The sequence below is a fragment of the Companilactobacillus metriopterae genome (assembly GCF_004117915.1).
Lineage (GTDB): Bacteria > Bacillota > Bacilli > Lactobacillales > Lactobacillaceae > Companilactobacillus > Companilactobacillus metriopterae.
Genome location: NZ_RSTD01000003.1, coordinates 181,430 through 199,735 on the forward strand (window position 1 = coordinate 181,430; position 18,306 = coordinate 199,735).

General features: G+C 33.5%; 18 protein-coding genes. 13 read left to right on the plus strand and 5 right to left on the minus strand.

The window, feature by feature from the left end; all coding sequences use genetic code 11:
* The gene (locus EKN01_RS07290; RefSeq protein ID WP_129045624.1) at positions 1–912 is read right to left on the minus strand and encodes an aldo/keto reductase; all 912 of its coding nucleotides are present in this window, start codon (positions 910–912) and stop codon (positions 1–3) included.
* A 117-nt stretch (positions 913–1,029) separates the two neighbouring features.
* On the opposite strand from EKN01_RS07290, the gene EKN01_RS07295 reads away from it, so the two are divergent.
* A complete protein-coding gene (locus tag EKN01_RS07295) occupies positions 1,030–1,383 on the plus strand; it encodes a DUF1516 family protein (protein ID WP_099973978.1) in 354 nt (117 codons plus the stop codon).
* Between the two features lie 26 nt (positions 1,384–1,409).
* Here the strand turns inward: EKN01_RS07295 and EKN01_RS07300 are convergent, their stop codons facing one another.
* Both EKN01_RS07300 and EKN01_RS07305 read right to left on the minus strand, forming a co-directional pair.
* A complete protein-coding gene (locus EKN01_RS07300; protein ID WP_129045625.1) occupies positions 1,410–1,877 on the minus strand; it encodes a GyrI-like domain-containing protein in 468 nt (155 codons plus the stop codon).
* An 86-nt stretch (positions 1,878–1,963) separates the two neighbouring features.
* On the minus strand, positions 1,964–2,410 hold the full coding sequence (locus EKN01_RS07305; protein WP_179946633.1) for a Fur family transcriptional regulator: 447 nt from the start codon (positions 2,408–2,410) through the stop codon (positions 1,964–1,966).
* A 136-nt stretch (positions 2,411–2,546) separates the two neighbouring features.
* Between EKN01_RS07305 and EKN01_RS07310 the strand changes: the two genes are divergently transcribed.
* The 5 genes from EKN01_RS07310 (at position 2,547) to EKN01_RS07330 (ending at position 7,648) form a co-directional block, all read left to right on the plus strand.
* Positions 2,547–3,224: a VIT1/CCC1 transporter family protein gene (locus tag EKN01_RS07310; protein WP_129045626.1), complete on the plus strand. Its 678-nt coding sequence runs from the start codon at positions 2,547–2,549 to the stop codon at positions 3,222–3,224.
* 12 nt (positions 3,225–3,236) lie between these two features.
* Positions 3,237–3,917, plus strand: a complete 681-nt coding sequence (locus EKN01_RS07315; protein ID WP_241685269.1) for a VIT1/CCC1 transporter family protein — start codon at positions 3,237–3,239, stop codon at positions 3,915–3,917.
* Between the two features lie 88 nt (positions 3,918–4,005).
* Positions 4,006–4,977, plus strand: a complete 972-nt coding sequence (locus tag EKN01_RS07320) for an alpha/beta hydrolase (RefSeq protein ID WP_164966389.1) — start codon at positions 4,006–4,008, stop codon at positions 4,975–4,977.
* Positions 4,978–5,335: 358 nt separating this feature from the next.
* Positions 5,336–6,262 carry a hypothetical protein gene (locus EKN01_RS07325; RefSeq protein WP_129045628.1) on the plus strand — a complete coding sequence of 309 codons (927 nt, stop codon included), beginning with the start codon at positions 5,336–5,338 and terminating at the stop codon, positions 6,260–6,262.
* Positions 6,263–6,502: 240 nt separating this feature from the next.
* Positions 6,503–7,648, plus strand: a complete 1,146-nt coding sequence (locus EKN01_RS07330) for an alpha/beta hydrolase (protein ID WP_164966390.1) — start codon at positions 6,503–6,505, stop codon at positions 7,646–7,648.
* Between the two features lie 341 nt (positions 7,649–7,989).
* Here the strand turns inward: EKN01_RS07330 and EKN01_RS07335 are convergent, their stop codons facing one another.
* Positions 7,990–8,940, minus strand: coding sequence for a Dyp-type peroxidase (locus tag EKN01_RS07335; RefSeq protein ID WP_129045630.1), 951 nt, complete (start codon positions 8,938–8,940; stop codon positions 7,990–7,992).
* A gap of 192 nt (positions 8,941–9,132) precedes the next feature.
* Between EKN01_RS07335 and EKN01_RS07840 the strand changes: the two genes are divergently transcribed.
* The 5 genes from EKN01_RS07840 to EKN01_RS07355 all read left to right on the plus strand — a co-directional run bounded on the left by EKN01_RS07840 (position 9,133) and on the right by EKN01_RS07355 (position 15,459).
* A complete protein-coding gene (locus EKN01_RS07840; protein ID WP_164966391.1) occupies positions 9,133–9,285 on the plus strand; it encodes a hypothetical protein in 153 nt (50 codons plus the stop codon).
* 160 nt (positions 9,286–9,445) lie between these two features.
* Positions 9,446–10,435, plus strand: a complete 990-nt coding sequence (locus tag EKN01_RS07340; protein WP_129045631.1) for a choloylglycine hydrolase family protein — start codon at positions 9,446–9,448, stop codon at positions 10,433–10,435.
* Positions 10,436–10,674: 239 nt separating this feature from the next.
* Positions 10,675–11,517: a DUF4357 domain-containing protein gene (locus EKN01_RS07345; RefSeq protein ID WP_129045632.1), complete on the plus strand. Its 843-nt coding sequence runs from the start codon at positions 10,675–10,677 to the stop codon at positions 11,515–11,517.
* Between the two features lie 760 nt (positions 11,518–12,277).
* On the plus strand, positions 12,278–13,006 hold the full coding sequence (locus EKN01_RS07350; RefSeq protein WP_129045633.1) for a GntR family transcriptional regulator: 729 nt from the start codon (positions 12,278–12,280) through the stop codon (positions 13,004–13,006).
* A gap of 98 nt (positions 13,007–13,104) precedes the next feature.
* Positions 13,105–15,459: a phosphoketolase family protein gene (locus tag EKN01_RS07355; RefSeq protein WP_129045634.1), complete on the plus strand. Its 2,355-nt coding sequence runs from the start codon at positions 13,105–13,107 to the stop codon at positions 15,457–15,459.
* Positions 15,460–15,724: 265 nt separating this feature from the next.
* Here EKN01_RS07355 and EKN01_RS07360 read toward each other — a convergent pair whose 3' ends face one another.
* Positions 15,725–16,534: a tyrosine-protein phosphatase gene (locus EKN01_RS07360; RefSeq protein WP_129045635.1), complete on the minus strand. Its 810-nt coding sequence runs from the start codon at positions 16,532–16,534 to the stop codon at positions 15,725–15,727.
* Between the two features lie 56 nt (positions 16,535–16,590).
* On the opposite strand from EKN01_RS07360, the gene EKN01_RS07365 reads away from it, so the two are divergent.
* Together EKN01_RS07365 and EKN01_RS07370 are read left to right on the plus strand one after the other, a co-directional pair.
* A complete protein-coding gene (locus EKN01_RS07365; RefSeq protein WP_129045636.1) occupies positions 16,591–17,712 on the plus strand; it encodes a glycerate kinase in 1,122 nt (373 codons plus the stop codon).
* Positions 17,713–17,794: 82 nt separating this feature from the next.
* Positions 17,795–18,262 carry a universal stress protein gene (locus EKN01_RS07370; protein ID WP_129045637.1) on the plus strand — a complete coding sequence of 156 codons (468 nt, stop codon included), beginning with the start codon at positions 17,795–17,797 and terminating at the stop codon, positions 18,260–18,262.
* Positions 18,263–18,306 lie beyond the last annotated feature (44 nt).

Here is an 18,306-nt window from a genome sequence, read left to right on the forward strand (position 1 = left end):
TTATTTGAATAGTTGATCAATAAAATCATAATCTTCTGAAGATAATTGTAAATCCATAGCCTTAACATTACTAATAACTTGATCGGAGTTTCTAGCGCCTGGTATTACTACACCGACATCTGGATTAGCAATATACCAAGCCAAGATAAGTTGAGCAAGAGTAGCATCATACTTGTTTGCTAAAGGTTTAATTTTTTCTAGTGAATCAATAATTTTAGAAAACTCAGACTCGCTGAAGTTTTTAAATTTATTGGCATCATTCTTTGTATATTTTCCCGTCAATAGACCTGAAGCTAGTGGGAAGTAAGGTACAAAGGAAATTTTGTTTTCTCTTAGATATGGGAAGACAGTTTTTTCAAAATCACGGTGTACCAAACTATAGTTATCTTCAACGATATCTACATCACCATTTTTATTAGCTTCTTTGATTTGCTCAGGTGAGAAGTTTGAAATACCAATAGCACGAATTTTTCCGGCTTTCTTGGCTTCAACTAAAGCATTGACAGCTTCATCTTTGGGAGTATCTTCGTCAGGGAAATGAATATAAAAAATATCAATATAGTTTGTCTTTAAGCGTTTTAAAGCTTCATCTATAGACTTTGTTAAAAATTCTGGTGAGTTGTTTAACTCCAAATTATTATCAGGATCTTGTGCAGCTTTTGTAGCAATAATTATTTTAGAGCGATCGTAATCTTGTATTACGTCTCCGATGATTTCTTCAGAACGACCTAAACCGTACATATAAGCAGTATCTAGAAGAGTAATGCCGTTATCAAGAGCAGTTTTTACTAATGCTGCACCATCTTCATCTTTTAAATTTTCAAAAAGATTATGTCCACCAACTTTGTTTGTTCCTAGACCAAATTTTTTTGAAGTAATATCACTTTTACCAATTTTTATTTCTTCAACCATGATTTGTCGCCTCCGTAAAATTAATAAAGCCATTGTAGCATTTATTTATAAATATAGAATTAATTTTGTATCAGTAGTATTGTTAAAGTATCAATAATTATAAAAAGGGGATTTATCATGGCTTGGTTATGGACTCACTTGATTACTTGGGTTGTTATTGCTGTTTTGGTAGCAATTGTACTGCTAGGTAATTCAAAATATGATCGAATTTATCAAATGATTGTTAGACTAGGATATTTGGTATCAATTATCTCAGGATTAATGTTATTTGAATATGGTTGGCACCGAGATCCAATATTTACAACGTTAAAAATTGTTGTTGCTTTAGCATTTATTGCGTTAGTTGAGATTGGGTTTGCACGAAAGAAGAATGGTCAATTAAGCAATTCTACCATCTATACTGTATTTGCGTTCTGTATAGTTGTAGGAGTTTTAGGATTTATCCTAGCTGGCGGACGACCATTTGTATAAAAAAAGACTTCCGTTTGGAAGTCTTTTTATTTGTTTGTAATTGGAATTAAAACTTTAAATTCTTTGTCATTGTTTTCAACTAGACAATCGATAATTTCGATATTGAAATTACCATTGATGTTGTAGTCGTTAGATGACATTATTTCAGCGTATGCACCACCGATGAATTGATCCAATTCCAAACGTGATTTTTTATCAGTTGTGAATTCAGCGTAATCACCGGCAGGAATTTCAAATGAAGATAAATCAGCGATTTCTGTTTCAGTACGTACGCCTACTAGATAGTTAGGCTTATCAGTATTGAAATTGATACCATAAAATTTGTTTTCGCAAGAATCAACTTTATAGTCTTCTTTTGAATCTGCTAATTTTTTAATATATTCATCTTTTACTTCACTAACAGCAGGTAATTCATCAGGGTTTGTGGCAGCTGGAAGAACAGTTGCTAATCCTGAAATTAGTTTTCTATGTAAAGTTTTGATTTCAAATGACATAATAATTTCTCCTAAATTTTTCTGTAACAAAAGTATACATCTATTGTTAATTAAGGTGAAACAAAACAAATGATATTTTTAACAAATTAAACTAATTTTTGACAGTCTGCACAAATTCCTGTTACTTCAATTTGGGTATTAGAAATTTGAAAACCTGTTTCTTCTTTTACTTTATCTTCTATTCTTTTCTGATCTTTGCCAAAACCGTCATAGTTTACATCAAAAATTTTTCCGCAGTTGCTACATACGGCATGAAGATGAGGCACTCCAAAATAATCATAGTGAGTGAAACCATCACCATTTTGAATTTCTATGACGACGTGGTGTTCCACCAGTGTGTTCAAAGTATTATATATAGTAGAAGAACCAATATTAGGCATCTCTTTTTTTAGTCCTTCATGAATCATATCTACAGTAGGGTGATTATTCTGAGATGCTAAATAAGCGAGTATGGTATGTCTTTGAGGAGTTACACGTAAGTGATTTTTTTTCAATACTTCCAAGGTATCTTCAGAAATTTTTTGGTCAATCATTTTCATTCCTCCGTGAAATGGATTAATTACATTTTACATTTTTTTATTGTGTGATAATATTGAAATAGTAAATAAGAATCATTCTTATATAGGTCTGGTTATATTATACATTATTTTTTGAAAAAGGTGAATTCTCATGAAAAAACAAAGTTTAGCTGAGAGGATTAACGTCATTCGGGCAATCGTTATGGGTGCCAATGATGGAATTATCTCAATTGCGGGTATTGTTATTGGTGTGGCAGGTGCTAAGGCTGATAACTCAGCTATTTTTTTGGCGGGTATTGCTGGTATGTTGGCCGGAACAATTTCTATGGCTATGGGTGAATGGGTCTCTGTTTCTACTCAATCAGATAGCGAGAAACAGGCTATAATTACCGAAACAAAAGCCTTAGATACAAATTTTCAAAAAGAGTTTGATTTTATAAAAGAAAAATACATGGATACGGGTATTTCTGAAGAACTTTCAGCTAAAGCTACTAAAGAAATGTTGGAACAAGATAGGGTTAACAACGCAGTTCGTGAGAGATATGGTTTCAATCCTAAATTCAAAACAAGTGCTATTGCTGCGGCAGTGGCTTCGATGATTGCTTTTCCTACGGGATCATTGTTACCTCTATTGTCTATAATCTTTTTTCCTCAAAATATTCGTATTGCTGCAACAGTTGGAGCGGTCATGGTTGCTTTGGTTATTACGGGATATTCTGCAGCTGTTTTAGGTGATGCAAATCGTATAAAATCTGTTATTAGAAATGTTATCTCAGGAATGTTAACCATGGTGGTTACATATCTTGTTGGTTCATTGATCGCGATGTAAGGAGGGTAAATCATGAAAAAAAGTAAGAGAACTATGGCAGAGAGATCTAATACCCTTCGTGCAGCAGTACTGGGTTCAAATGATGGAATATTGACTGTTGTTGGGGTGCTATTTTCAGTTGCTGTAGCCACAACTAACACATTTGTTATCTTTGTTGCGGGAATTTCTGATTTATTCGCCTGTGCATTTTCAATGGCATCAGGTGAATTTGCTTCAGTAAGTTCTCAAAAAGATACCGAAAAAAGTGCGGTAGAAAAAGAACGTGAACTTTTAAAGACTAATTATGATGATCAAGTAGCTACAGTAGCTTCCTTCTATCAAGAAAGAGGAGTAACTCCTGAGACATCAAAAAAAATTGCGGATGAATTGATGAGCAAAGATCCGCTTAAAACAATTGTTAGAGTGAAGTATGATCTAGAACTAGGTCACTACATGTCACCATGGGATGCAGCTTTTTCTTCATTGATTGCAGCATCATTAGGTGGACTATTCCCACTAGTTGCTATGACTGTTCTACCTACTAATTGGCAATGGCCAGGAACAATCATAGCAGTTATTCTATCTGTTGGATTAACAGGATATTTGAGTGCTAAGTTAGGTGATGGATTGGTAAAAACTGCGATCGTGAGAAATGTTATCGTAGGTATTATCACTATGATTATTCACTATTCTGTAGGTATTTTGTTGAAATAGTTAAGATTAAGTAATAAAAAATCGCAGCGATTGCGATTTTTTTTGTTATTAAATATAATTGTAGATAATAATAATGTGGGTGAAATTTATGAAAAAATCAAAAGTAATCTTAAGTGCTGTTATTCTCGGTTTAACAATAACTAGCCAAACTAATACTTTGGTAGCTCTTGCTGATGAAACATCAGATGTAACTACCTCAGAGGCTGTCATTGCAGATGCTCAAGATACAACTAAAGCAGTAACTACCGATAATACAGAAACAGCAACCACTACAAATGAGCAAAATTCTACAAAGCAAAAAACTAATCCAGATTCTAACTATACAGATTTGATTGATGAAAATGTGGGACTACGTGATACTTATGAAGCACCACGTGCGCTGGTATTAGTTCCGGGATTAGGTGGCACAGTAGATACTTATGATTATATGGCACAAAATATTTTGACACATACAACTATGAATCTAGTTCACGTTTATGTTCAAAATGACGGAACAGTTAGATATACAAAACCATTGAATATGAATACTGATCAAACAAAGACAATATTTATGATGGGATTTGAAAACAATGGGGATGCTTTAGACAACCTAAAAATCCAAACAGATCTATTCAATAAGGGTATGAAATCAATTACTGAAAACTATGGTATTACAGATTTCGATGCAGTAGGATACTCAAACGGTGGTATTGTCTTAACAAGATATTTGGAAAATGATTATCAAGATAATACTAATGTTATTCATAATTTTGTAAGTATTGCGACACCATATAATAATCGTGATGATACAACAACACCATCAAGTGCCTACTATGAAGATATGACATCAAAAAGTAGTTCCTTACCGTATGATGTGAACGTTACAAATATCATCGGTTTACTAACACCGACTTCAGATGGTTACATTCCACGTACAAGTGCAGAATCCGGAAAAGGTATCTTTGAAGGACATGTAGAATCATTTGAACAAGTTTATGTTGAAGGTCAAAAAGCATCACATGGTAAAAATGTAAATAATCCAGAAACTTGGGATACTATCGAAAATATTGTAAGAAAATAAGGACGTCGAAAGACGTCTTTTTTTGTTACTTTTAGAACTATGGTATATACCAAAAACGAATAAAACCAAAAATTAGTTATCAAATGATCTAAAAAAAGTTTTATTTAAATATAACTAGTTTGGTAATTGTTCAAAATATTTTTAAATAAAATTAATTTTTGATTTATTTTCACAAACTTAGAAAACGGTTACCATTAGATGGTAGTATATATTCATGGAGTTAATGTGAAATAAAAAGTCTGATTGTTAAATGATTGTACTGGGGAGTATAGTCATTATTTGTTAGTTCAATATTTAACAATAAAACAGATGGATTATAATACGCTTCATACAACGTATTGGGAAAAGGGGTTTAAATATGAGTAGAAAAAGTATTTTTTATTCAGTCAGTGCCAGTGCCTTATTGTTGGTAGCTGGTATTACATTTACAGATACTGCAAAGGCAGATACTGTTAATGATCAAGCAACTTCAGAACAAGTTACCGCTGTTGATCAACCAGTTGTAGATAGTTCTTCTACTAGTGGACAAGATGTTGTCGCCGCTGACGAATCAGTTGATACAAAATCATCAGAAGATAGCAGTTCCATCTCTGATTTTGCCGATGGTGTGAAGGATCAAGTAGTTGATGACGCCACTCAAAAAGTGGAAGCCATTCCTGGTGACTTTGTTGGAAACAAAGTTGTAGCTCCAATAGTTAGTGGAGCATTATCAGCCATACACCCTGTATCTAATGTATATGCAGGAGTTGCCGGTGGTCTTGTACCATCAAGTAATGCAGCAGGAAGACTTGTTGCAGATACACAGACTATAGTTAGTGATATTAAAAACACATCACTAATTACAAAATTAGGATTTACAGCATTAGAATCAGCTATTCCACCACTTGGAGTTATTTCAAAAATTGGTGGTCTAAGTATCTGGTCATCAGTAGCTGCCAATGGGTACGGTTTGCTAACTGGTAAAAATGACTTAATTCCTGATTATGTAGGGTCTAAAGTTTCAGAATCAGTAACAGATTCAATATTTGGCGATGATACAGAAGTCGCAAAAGCAGCTACTACTAAAGACACTTCTATCTACACAGATAAAGCTGTATCAGGAATTGTTTCTGTTGTAAACTCAACAGAAATTTATGATGGAGCTCAAGAAGCAACTGGCAAAACAGTTGCTAAAGATTCAGCGTGGAAAGTATCAGATCTACGTGTTTTCAACACATCAGGTCAAGCTTACTACGAAATTGGTGAAAACCAATTTGTACCAGCGCAAAATGTTGTTTTCTCATAAGATTTCAAAATCATACCTCCCTTGTATAGATGCAAAATATTAATAAAACAACGTGTATATAATATATAAATAAAAAACCTCCTACTAGAGAATGGGCTAGTAGGAGGTTTTTTATTAGATGAAAATTTACAGAATAAGAGAATATATTAAAAAGTGTGAAAAAAATCACTAATACTATTGATTATGCTTTTTCTTTTTAATAAAATTTATTTTGTACTGCATATATTAGGGAGGAAAAGTATGAAAAAAGTATTGAGAAGTTTACTTATCGCAACAATGATTGGAACGTCAGTCGTAGGAGTTAATCCATTAATAACTCATGCTGACACCGTTTCAAATATTGAAGCACAAGGGAATTACGAGAAATCCATTGGGGACAATTTATCTGATTACCTTAAGTCAGATAAAAAAGTACAGAATATCAATGGAAACAGCAAGCGACCATTGAAAGAGATTGAAAAAATCATTTTAGCTGAAGCTGTTTATAGATTTGCATTTGATAACAGAGTTCCATGGCCACAAAATCCGATTCAATCAGATGGACCATATATGAAAGAGTTCCAAGAAGCTAGTGATTGGTTTGTAAATTCACCAAAAGAACAATGGACAATGCCATTTACAGACCGTGACGGCGAAACAAAGAATTTAAATGCTTACTATATCAAGAATCCAGCAAATACAAACAAGACCGTAATAATTGCTCATGGTTATCGTATGAACGCTCTACAAATGGGTGGTTGGGCAAAAATATACTATGATATGGGATATAACATATTAGCACCTGACGCTAGAGCACACGGAGCAAGTGACGGTAATGCAATATCATATGGTTGGAAAGAAAAGAACGACTATAAGAACTGGGCAGACAAAATTGTAGAAAACGACCCTACTTCTGAAATTGTTATCACTGGTGTCTCAATGGGTGGTGCTACAACGATGATGTCTAGTGGTGTTCAAGATATGCCATCAAATGTCAAAGCTTACATAGAAGATTGCGGTTATACAAGTGTATACGATCAATTCGAGTTCTTAATACCAACAGCACAATACGTTATTGAACAACAAACTGGTCTTAAAATAAGTGACTCAGATATGCAAGATATTTTGAAATATGTTGATGGTTACTTAAAGAGCAACCAAGGCTTCACTCTAGAACAAGCAAGTTCTGTCGACCAATTGAAGAATGCTGATAAGCCAATGTTGTTTATCCATGGTGGTAATGATAACTTTGTACCTACAAACATGGTATATACTAACTACGATGCTAAACTAGGCAATAACAAAGATATCTGGGTAGTTCCAAATACAGGTCATGGAATGTCAATCATTCAAGACTTACCAGGCTATCAAGAACATGTAAAAGAATTTATAAATAATAATATTTAATTTAATAAATTACTTTACATTTCAAAAGGGTTTCCAATAATTATTAACATTTGTCTACATAACAAATGTAATATTGTCGGTAGTGATGATGAAATAAACGATTTATACAAAGTAATGTCAGGTGATCTAGAAACTGACGAGTAATTAAAAAAGGACTGCATATGCAGTCCTTTTTATTTTCCAAAAAAAATAAGCCCATAGGCTTATTAATATATATCGTTCATTTTATCTAGTCCCGCTACTTCTGATTTATCTTTTACTGTTAGTTCTCTTTTTGCAGGTTTGAATATTGCTTTTAGCCAATTAAAGAATTTCATAATGTTTTCTCCTTAATTCATGTTCTAAATATAGTATTCACCATCTATTATTTTATCGAGTGTGTCTTTGGAAGGAATGAAGAATAGACTTCCAGTTACTGGTGTAGAGAAATCTAGTAGTCGGTCACTTTCAGTGAACATCTTAGTTAACATACGGTTAGTGATTGTAAATGTTTTTGAGTAACCTATGAAGTATGTACCTGTGATATTTTGTGCAGGATCTGAGAACGGTACATTCATTCTTACTATCTTGTTTTCTACGCCATCAACTTCATCTTTTGAAACAATGTTGTGAGCGTTAGGCAACTTCTCATCATCTTCAAGCTCACGGTCATTAAACTTGTGACGTCCAACAGCTTTTTCTTGATCTTCGGTTTTTAGACCGTTCCAATCGTTCATTTTATGGATGTATTTTTGAGCAAAAGCATATGAACCATTTACAAATTCAGCATCTTCATCTGAATCTATCAGAGTGTAGTCCATTGATTCTACTCCAGCGGGATTTTCTGTTCCATCAATAAATCCGATAATTGAACGACCTTCAAAATATCTAAAACCATGAGTTTCGTCTTCAACTGTTGTGATAGGTCTTAGAATTCCCATGAATTGTTCAATCAATTCATAACAAACAGACATTTGTTGAGCACGTACGTGTATAAAAATATCTCCGGGGGTTGAGATAGCAGTATACTTTGGACCTTTTATTTCTTGAAAATTATCTAATTCTTTGGGCTTTGGGGCATTAGGCAAGAGGTAATCCCATGCGTTTGAACCAAATCCCCAGGCAACACTAATAGGCTGTGGATCTTGGCGGATACGCATACTATTGATAATTGAATTAGACAAATCTGAGAATTCCTGTATAACTTCTTGATCGCGTTTGAGATCATCTTTTTTTAACATTAAAGTTGTAAAAATAATGCTCTCTCCTGCATCCTTATAAACATCTTGAGATTTTTTAATATCGATTGCCATAGCATCGTCTCCTCCGTATTCCTTGTTACAAACTGAGCATAACATATAATAATTAAGTAATAAATTTATACGGTTTATGATTTTGAATTTTCTGAAAATAAAAATATAATTTTGATTTCAACAAATAAATAATTAAATAAAAATGAGTGTGAATATCTGTACAACAATGTTTGTGAGAATAAATTTGTCATCTTGGCGACGTATTATTATTTTTATAGAAAAGTTCAGCGCGTAGTTGTGGTTCTATTCCCAATTTTATTGGTTTCATTCCAAAAAGCAACAGGTGTTGTAGTAGAAAATGATACCGAAACATTTTTTAACAGTTTTGAAAATGGAAATTACTAATTTATTATAGAAAAACTCACTCAAATAAATAGTGAGTTTTTTTATTTAATTCTTAAGTTAAAATCTAGAAATTATATAATCTGTGATTGTTGATTTTATCAATAATAAGAATATAATATTGATTAAAATAAATAATTTTTTAAAATTAAGGGGTAGAAACATGTGCACAAGTCTTAGTTATGAAGCTTTAGATGGTACAAAATTTTTGGCAAGAACAATGGATTTTGCTTTCGAATTAAATGGCAAACCAACATTCTTACCTCGAGGATATAATTGGCTTTCTTCATTAGATAATAAAACTTATAATTCAAGTTATGCAATTCTAGGTACAGGTGCTAAGTATGGCCATAATTACATGGTCGCTGATGGATTCAACGAACATGGTTTGGCATGTGCTGAATTATACTTTGACCACGAAGCAGTTTATGAAGCAGCTCCTGAAGAAGGAAAGATTAATTTAGTATCTGAAGAATTTATTTTGTGGGTATTGGGTCACAACAAATCAATTGCAGAACTTCGCAAAAATCTAGAAGACGTTCGTATTATTGACTCAGATGCTGGAGTAATGGGTGCTAATCAACCACTTCACTGGATTGTCACTGACCGTACAGGTGCTACATATGTTATTGAACCACGTGGTCAAGGCCTAGAATTGGAAGAAGATAAAGTGGGTGTTATGACAAATACACCTGATTATCAATGGCACAAGACTAATCTTTCAAATTATTTAGGTGTTCAAACAACTAATTTCCAAGGTATGAAATTTGGCAATCAAGAAGTTGAAAAATTGGGTCAAAATGGTACTTTCCGACTACCAGGTGGATTTACTGCAGTCGATCGATTTGTTCGTGAATCATTTGTTCATGAGGTGGTTCAAAAACCTAACACAGCGAGTGAGGCGGTAAATACTATCATGCACATGTTTGATACTGTCCGTATCCCTAAGGGTGTCAACGTGAAGGACAATAATACAATTAGTTATACTCAATACGAAGCAGTACTTGATATCACTAATTGTGTAATGTATTACACTCCATATTCTAATCGTACAGTTTATAAAATTGAATTAACTCCAGAAATGATCAATTCAGGAATTGAACCAAAAGAATTTTCTGTAGACTTTGAACAACAAGTTAAGTCTTTAAATTAAAAAAAAGAATTTCAGAGTATTAAATTCTGAAATTCTTTTTTTATTTGCAAAAATAAAAGTTAAAAAGGGGAAAAAACAATCATATTAATTAAAGAAAAAAACAATCTAAATAAAAATATCCATTTTATATAAAACTATATCTTATATTTTGTTTATTCTTAAAATTTATATTGTTCTACATATAATAATTTTGTATAATTTGTTAGATTAGACAAATAATTTACTTAATATATGGGGCGGTGGAAATTATAAAACCTTTTGCAATTAACACATCATTTCCAATGGGTGATCCTACTGGATTTAGATTTTCAGAAATTATGACAAGACCGATTCAAGCTTTTTACATTTCAAGAAACAATTTGAAAGAAGTTATTGAATCAAGAACTGAGCTATCAAGAAGCGGTGTATTCGTACTTGTTGACAACTTTAGTAGCAACTTAACTAGAAGAAACGTTTATCTAGGTCAATCAGAAAACGTTGGTGAAAGTATTCTAGATCACAATACTCAAAGTGAAGACTGGTGGGATATTGCGATTGCTTTCGTAGTTAATGATAAATCACATCAACTAACAAAAGAAGAAGATATCTATCTTCAAAGATATATGTACAAACAAGCTAAAAAAGTTGATATTGCAAATATCTTGAATACTGAACTTCCTAAGAAGCCATTCTTAACAGAATCAAGCAAGTATGCTCTTGCTGATATTTTTGAAAATATTGACATGTTGCTACAAAGCTTCGGTTATTCATTGTTCACAGATTACATGCCAGAAGATGAAGAAAGTTCATACCTACGTTTCAACGAACGTGGAAGTGAAGCTTTTGGTAAGTACACTAGTGAAGGTATGGTAGTCAAAAGAGGTTCAAGAATTTCATCTGAAAAACCTCTAGACAACTTCAACGGTTTACTATTGAAGAACTTGATGAATGACGGAGTTATCAAAGAAGATATCTTCGATACAGATTTCGTATTTTCAAATCCCTCAGTTGCTGCTAATATTTTAGCAAAATCTGATGTAAATGGTTGGCTAACATGGCAAAACAGTCGTGGTCAATCACTAGATGAAATTACACATAACTAAATTTTTATAGGGATAAACTGCTGTCCATTCAAGAGGGATAAATTATGTATCTACTCCCTTGTGGATATAAATGCGGGGGAGTAGATACATAATTTCTAACTATACCGTTTTGGTTTACCAAACGATATGTGCTAGATGTTGTTAAAATTCTTGTTTCAAACTACGATTTTTGACTATGAATAGTTGAGAATATTGCTAACTTGATTTATAGAGATTGTTACAGCAATTGTTGATTAGATATTGGCGTTCTTACTAATGTTGATTTCCGATCACTCCATTGCATTTGGCCATCCCTCTAACGGTCAATTTACTGCATAATAAAGTAGTTTAAAATCAATTCTTTTCATAGAATGTTATAACCTAATTGACAATAGATGAACAACTCATAAGATTGAGTTATTGATTTTGAAGCTATTTTACGATTAAATCGAAATTCAATTAATAATTATTTCGATGAGAAATTCTAATATTTTACCAGAGCTGTCTAGTAACTCTCGCTTTGACTGTGAAATTGTGATGTGAGTCCTGTGGATCAGATTGAGGTATTTTGAGTTATTAATTTGCAATAGTGGAATTACAGATGATTTCATTGAATGTTTGTTGATTGATGAATATGTGAGAAATAAGTAGAAAGTCGCTCGTAAGAGCGGCTTTTTTTATTTACCCAAATTTCTGTTTTGCAATATCAATCAAAATTGGTCTATAATGTGCCTATAGAAAACATTACCAAAAAATAATTGGATAGGTCCAGGTGAAGTTTATGGCAGATTTAATTTACCAAAAAATTAGCTCCTCACTTAGAGAAAAGATAGATAATAATGAATTTAAAGAAATGCGTCTACCTGATGAACGTTCTTTAGCTGAAGAATACGGTGTAAGTCGTTCTTCAATAAAAAGAGCACTATTATCCATGTCTGAACAAGGGATTATATTTAAAAAACGTGGGTCGGGTACTTTTGTAAATCCTTTGTATTCTAAAGAAGAAACATACTTCAACTATTCTGGGAATAATTTGGGTATCTCAGACAGTTTTAAAAATGAAGGACAAAAATTAGGAATCAAGGTTCTACGATTTGATGTTGTAAGATCTAATGAAGAGATGCAACATAATTTATTTTTAAAACCCGGAGAGTTTGTATACTCCTTTGAGAGACTGCGTTTCTTGGATGATCAACCCTTTATGATTGAAGCGGGATATATTCCTATAAAATTAGTTCCAGAGTTAACAGAAGAAATTGCTTCCGAATCGATTTATAATTACATTGAGAAGGAATTGGGTAAAGAGGTCAATAAGAGTTATTTAACAATCTCTGTTGAACCTAGCATCGAAGAAAGTCAAAAACTTCTCAATCTCAGTGCCAATGAACCAACGGGTTTGATGTCTGGAATTTTCTTTTTAGATGATGGAACACCATTTGAATACACATCCATGAAAACTCATTACAAATATTTTAAGTATAATTCCTTTGTAGATATGGGAAATGGATAACGTTTTCACGCTTTGGACCGTTCCAATTATATAAATGGTTGACTTTTACAGAAATTCTGGTTATTATTAACTCGTAAATTAATAAGGAGTGTGCAGTTATGACAGACTATTCATCAAAAGATTACTTAGAAACTCTTGATAAGTATTGGCGTGCTACCAACTATGTTTCAGTTGGACAACTATATTTAAAAGACAATCCACTATTAAAACGTGATATTGTCGCTGATGACCTAAAAATTCACCCAATCGGACACTGGGGAACAATTGCTGGTCAAAACTTTATTTATGCTCATTTGAACCGTGTAATTAACAAATACAATGTAAACATGTTTTACATTGAAGGACCTGGTCATGGTGGCCAAGTTATGGTTTCAAATTCATATTTAGACGGTAGTTATACAGAAATATATCCAGAAATAACTCAAGATGAAGCTGGTATGAAGAAATTGTTCAAACAATTCTCATTCCCAGGTGGTATCGCATCTCATGCTGCTCCTGAAACTCCAGGATCAATGCACGAAGGTGGAGAATTAGGTTATTCTCTATCTCATGGTGTTGGTGCAATTCTTGATAATCCAGATCAAATCGCTGCTGTTGTTATTGGTGATGGTGAATCAGAAACTGGCCCATTGGCTGCTTCATGGTTCTCAAATGTATTCATCAACCCTGTTACTGATGGTGCAGTATTACCAATTCTTGATCTAAATGGATTCAAGATTTCAAATCCTACAATTCTTTCACGTAAAACTGATGAAGAATTGGCAAGTTACTTCAAGGGTCTTGGTTGGGATCCTATCTTTGTTGAAGGTGATGATCCTGCTAAGGTTCACCCAATTATGGCAAAAGCTATGGATGAAGCAATTGAAAAAATCCAAGCTATCCAAACAGAAGCTAGAAAACACCCAGCTTCAGAAGCTAAGATGCCTCACTGGCCAGTAATGATTGTCCGTGCTCCTAAGGGCTGGACTGGTCCAAAATCATGGGATGGTGTTCCAATTGAAGGCTCATTTAGAGCTCACCAAATTCCAATTCCTGTAGATCAAAATGATATGCAACACGTTGATGCTCTTGTTGACTGGTTGAAATCATATGGTCCAGAAGAACTATTCAATGAAGATGGTTCTCTAAAAGATGATATTAAAGAAGTTATTCCTTCAGGAAACAAACGTATGGCAATGAACCCTATTGTTAACGGTGGTGTAAATCCTAAGGATCTAAAACTTCCTGACTTTAAGAATTATGCACTTAAGTTTGACAAGCCAGGTGTTAAGATGGCTCAAGATATGATCGAACTAGGTGGATACTTAGAAGAAGTTATCAAACTTAATGGTGACAACTTCCGTATGTTTGGACCTGACGAAACAATGTCAAACCGTCTAAACAAGATTTTCCAAGAAACTGATCGTCAATGGATGGAAAACATCAAAGAACCTAACGATCAATTTATGGATGCTACTGGTCGTGTTATTGATTCACAACTATCAGAACATCAAGCTGAAGGATTCCTAGAAGGTTATGTCTTGACTGGTCGTCATGGTATGTTTGCCAGTTACGAATCATTCCTACGTGTAGTGGATTCAATGCTTACTCAACACTTCAAGTGGCTACGTAAAGCCAATGAACAATCTTGGAGAAACAAGTACCCTTCACTTAACGTGATTGCTACTTCTACAGCTTTCCAACAAGATCACAATGGTTACACTCACCAAGATCCAGGTATCATTACTCACTTAGCTGAAAAGAAACCTGAATATATTCGTGAATATTTCCCTGCTGACACAAACTCACTTCTAGCTATCATGCCAGAAATCCTAACTTCTGAAGAAAAAATCAATTTATTGGTTACTTCAAAACACCCTCGTCAACAATTCTATTCAATTGAAGAAGGACAAGAATTGGCTGAAAAAGGTCTAAAAGTTATCGATTGGGCATCAAATGATAACGGTGATCCAGATGTTGTTGTTGCAGCAGCTGGTACAGAACCTAACTTGGAATCTCTTGCAGCTATTAGTATTTTACGTAAGCAAAAACCTGATATTAAGATCAGATTTGTTAACGTATTGGATCTACTAAAACTAAGAACTCCAAGTATTGACCCTCGTGGTCTAACAGATCAAGAATTCAACAGTATCTTCACAGTAGACAAACCTGTTGTCTTCGCATTCCACGGTTTCGAAAGCATCATTAAAGAATTGTTCTTCGACCGTGAGAACCACAATCTATATGTTCATGGATATCGTGAAAATGGTGATATCACAACACCATTTGATATGCGTGTTGTTAATGAAATGGATCGTTTCCACTTGGCAGAAGAAATTGCTGTTGCCGTTGAAGGTGATGGAGCAAAAGATTTTGCTGATTCTATGGAAGCTATGGTTGATAAACATAACAAGTTCACTCGTGACCAAGGTACAGATTTACCTGAAGTTGAAGAATGGACATGGGATGTATAATCCTTAAGTTTAAATAAAAAGACCGATAACTTTAGTTATCGGTCTTTTTTAGTACAAAAAAAACCCTACACATCTTGTAGGGTTAGAATTTATACTTATAAATGCGGGGACATTTATACGTAACGAGTATTTATATCTTGTATAATTTGGGGACAAGTTCAGTTGAATTGCTTTCAACCAAGCTCATGTATAAATAATAACATATAGTTAAATAAATTGTATTAATAATGCATTATAGTTTTTTTTATTTTTAATTTCATTTATATTACATAAGGTAAATTTTCTTCAAATCATTTATCTCATTGTCTGAAACCTTTAATTCATTTTTGATATAATTATTTATATCTCCAGAAGTTTCTTCGATGGCTTTTTCGGCCATTTCAAGATAATTATTTTGAACAGTAAGAAGTGATCTTATAGAGTCCACTAGCTTAGGTTCTTGGGCTTCAACTTGTTTGAGTACGCCATCAACATAATCCTTACTTGTTTTGTTTGTTAGCAAGTAATCTTTTTGGATAGTATCCTTAGGGACATCCAAACTTGATAATAGGAAGACAGCGCCCATACCAGTACGGTCTTTACCAGCTGTACAATGGAATAGTAATACGTCATCTTCTTTATCATTTGCCAATAATTCATCAAAGAAAGAACGATATGCCTTTTTTGACTGATCTTCTGTGATCATATTTTGGTATACTTCTAGCATATGATCATAACCTTTTGATGGATCAATATCCAAACCTGGTATTACAGAGTCTTTCTTAATCTTAGACGCTTCAGTTTGGTCTTCTTTGAAAACAGGAAGAGAAACGTATTTTGTGCCATCAGGCATTCTGTCAGGTTCTTTTTCAATTTCTTCAGATGATCTGAAATCAATATCGATATTCAGACCGTAATTTTTCAAGTAATCTAAATCGTTGTCAGTTAGTTCATGTAGTCCAGCAGATCTAATTACTTTATTATATTTAATTGATTGACCATCTTTTGTCTTATAGCCACCCAATTCACGGACGTTGCGTCCTTTATCTAGATTAGCATCTAGAACTCTCCTTGATAGATCAGTTGAGTTATCCATATTTATGCACCTCCATAGGTTCCAATCATCACATTATAACAAAGGAAATACTTATAATGAAATTTATAATTTCACCAGGAAAATATAATTCACAAATAGACCGCGCCAAAATATCAGAATCAATTTCGCAAGGTATTTGGAATGCCATTCCAGACGCTGAAATAGCTACTATGCCAGTTTCTGATAGTGAGTATGGTGTTTCTTCATTGGTCTATCATACTATTGGCGGACGTTGGATAAGTACGCCATTTTTTGATGCATTTTGGCAAAATAAAATGGGTTCTTACCTATATACAACAATTGATAGTCAAGAAACAGCGATAATTGATACTGAACAGGTTGTCGGTTTGAGCTTAGCTGAAAATAAATCTAAAACTGAATTATTTCATGCTACGAGTTACGGAATTGGTGAAATGATGTTAGATGCGGTGACAAATGGAATAAAAAATATTGTGATATGTCTTGGCAAGACATCTATTGCTGATGGTGGAATTGGTGCATTACAGGCTCTAGGAGCAAAAGTACGAGACGAATCGGGTAATCTTATACCTCAAGGTGAAAATCCATTAATTAATGCTTTTGATGTAGAATTAGAGAGTGTTAAGGAATTGCTTAGCGATCGTGTTAAAGTGACAATTTTACTTAACTACGCTGATTCCATAAAGGAACAACAGAATCGCGAAGAATTAAATGAAGCTCAAACTAGCTACCTATTAGATAGTCTTATGTTTATTACTGAAAAAATGAATCGTAAATATCATTTAGAACTACATCCTGAAGTAAGTACTGATGCAATAAAAACAGTTGCAGGGGCATTTGCTATGATAGACGCTGAAATTTTGCGTTCATCTTTTGAGTGGGTAGCCCATGTAACCGGTATGGATCAAGTAATTCGTTCAGCTGATATTTTGATATCAGCCGCTGAAGATATTTCAGAAGAATTCATGCACGATGATATCATGTATTACTTTAATCAAACTGCTGGTAAATCAGCTATACCTACATTTGCATTGTGTAATAATTTTTCTGATGACTTTGATAATAGTGCTCAGTTATTTACCGGTATTTTTTCCACTAGAATGAGTGAATATGAAGATAAAGATGATCAAGAAAAACTTTACAAAAACTATGAGACAACTGCTCGACAATTAGGTAGAACAGTTCAAAGATTTAGTTAAGTAAAGGATTGCATAATTATTAGCAATATATTAATCTTAAAGATAATAAAACTATTTATAAATAGCGTCGGAGGAATCAATCATGGAACAAGAATATAAAAAGATTTTGGTGCCAGTAGATGGCTCAAAAGAATCAGAAATGGCTTTCAACAAGGCAGTTAATGTTACAAAACTAAACAAGAGTCATCTAGATGTACTAACAGTTTTAGATACAAAACAATTTATTGGTTTACATGGTGGAATGTTGAATGGAGATGTTATCTATCAACTATCAGAAGACGCTCAAAAATATCTTGTAGAACTTAAAGAAAGGGCTGTTAAAGAAAGTGGTATTTCAGAAAATGATATCGATATTCATGTTCGTTTTGGTGAACCTAAGACAGTTATTTCAGATGAATTCGTCACAGAATATGGAAATGATCTTATCATGATTGGTTCAACTGGTATGAATGCAGTAGCAAGACTACTTGTTGGTTCAGTATCAGAATACGTAACAAGAAATGCTAAGACAGACGTTATGATTGTCAGAACAGACAACGATAATAAATAAAAAGATGTGCCAATGGCACATCTTTTTTTATACATGGGGGAGAG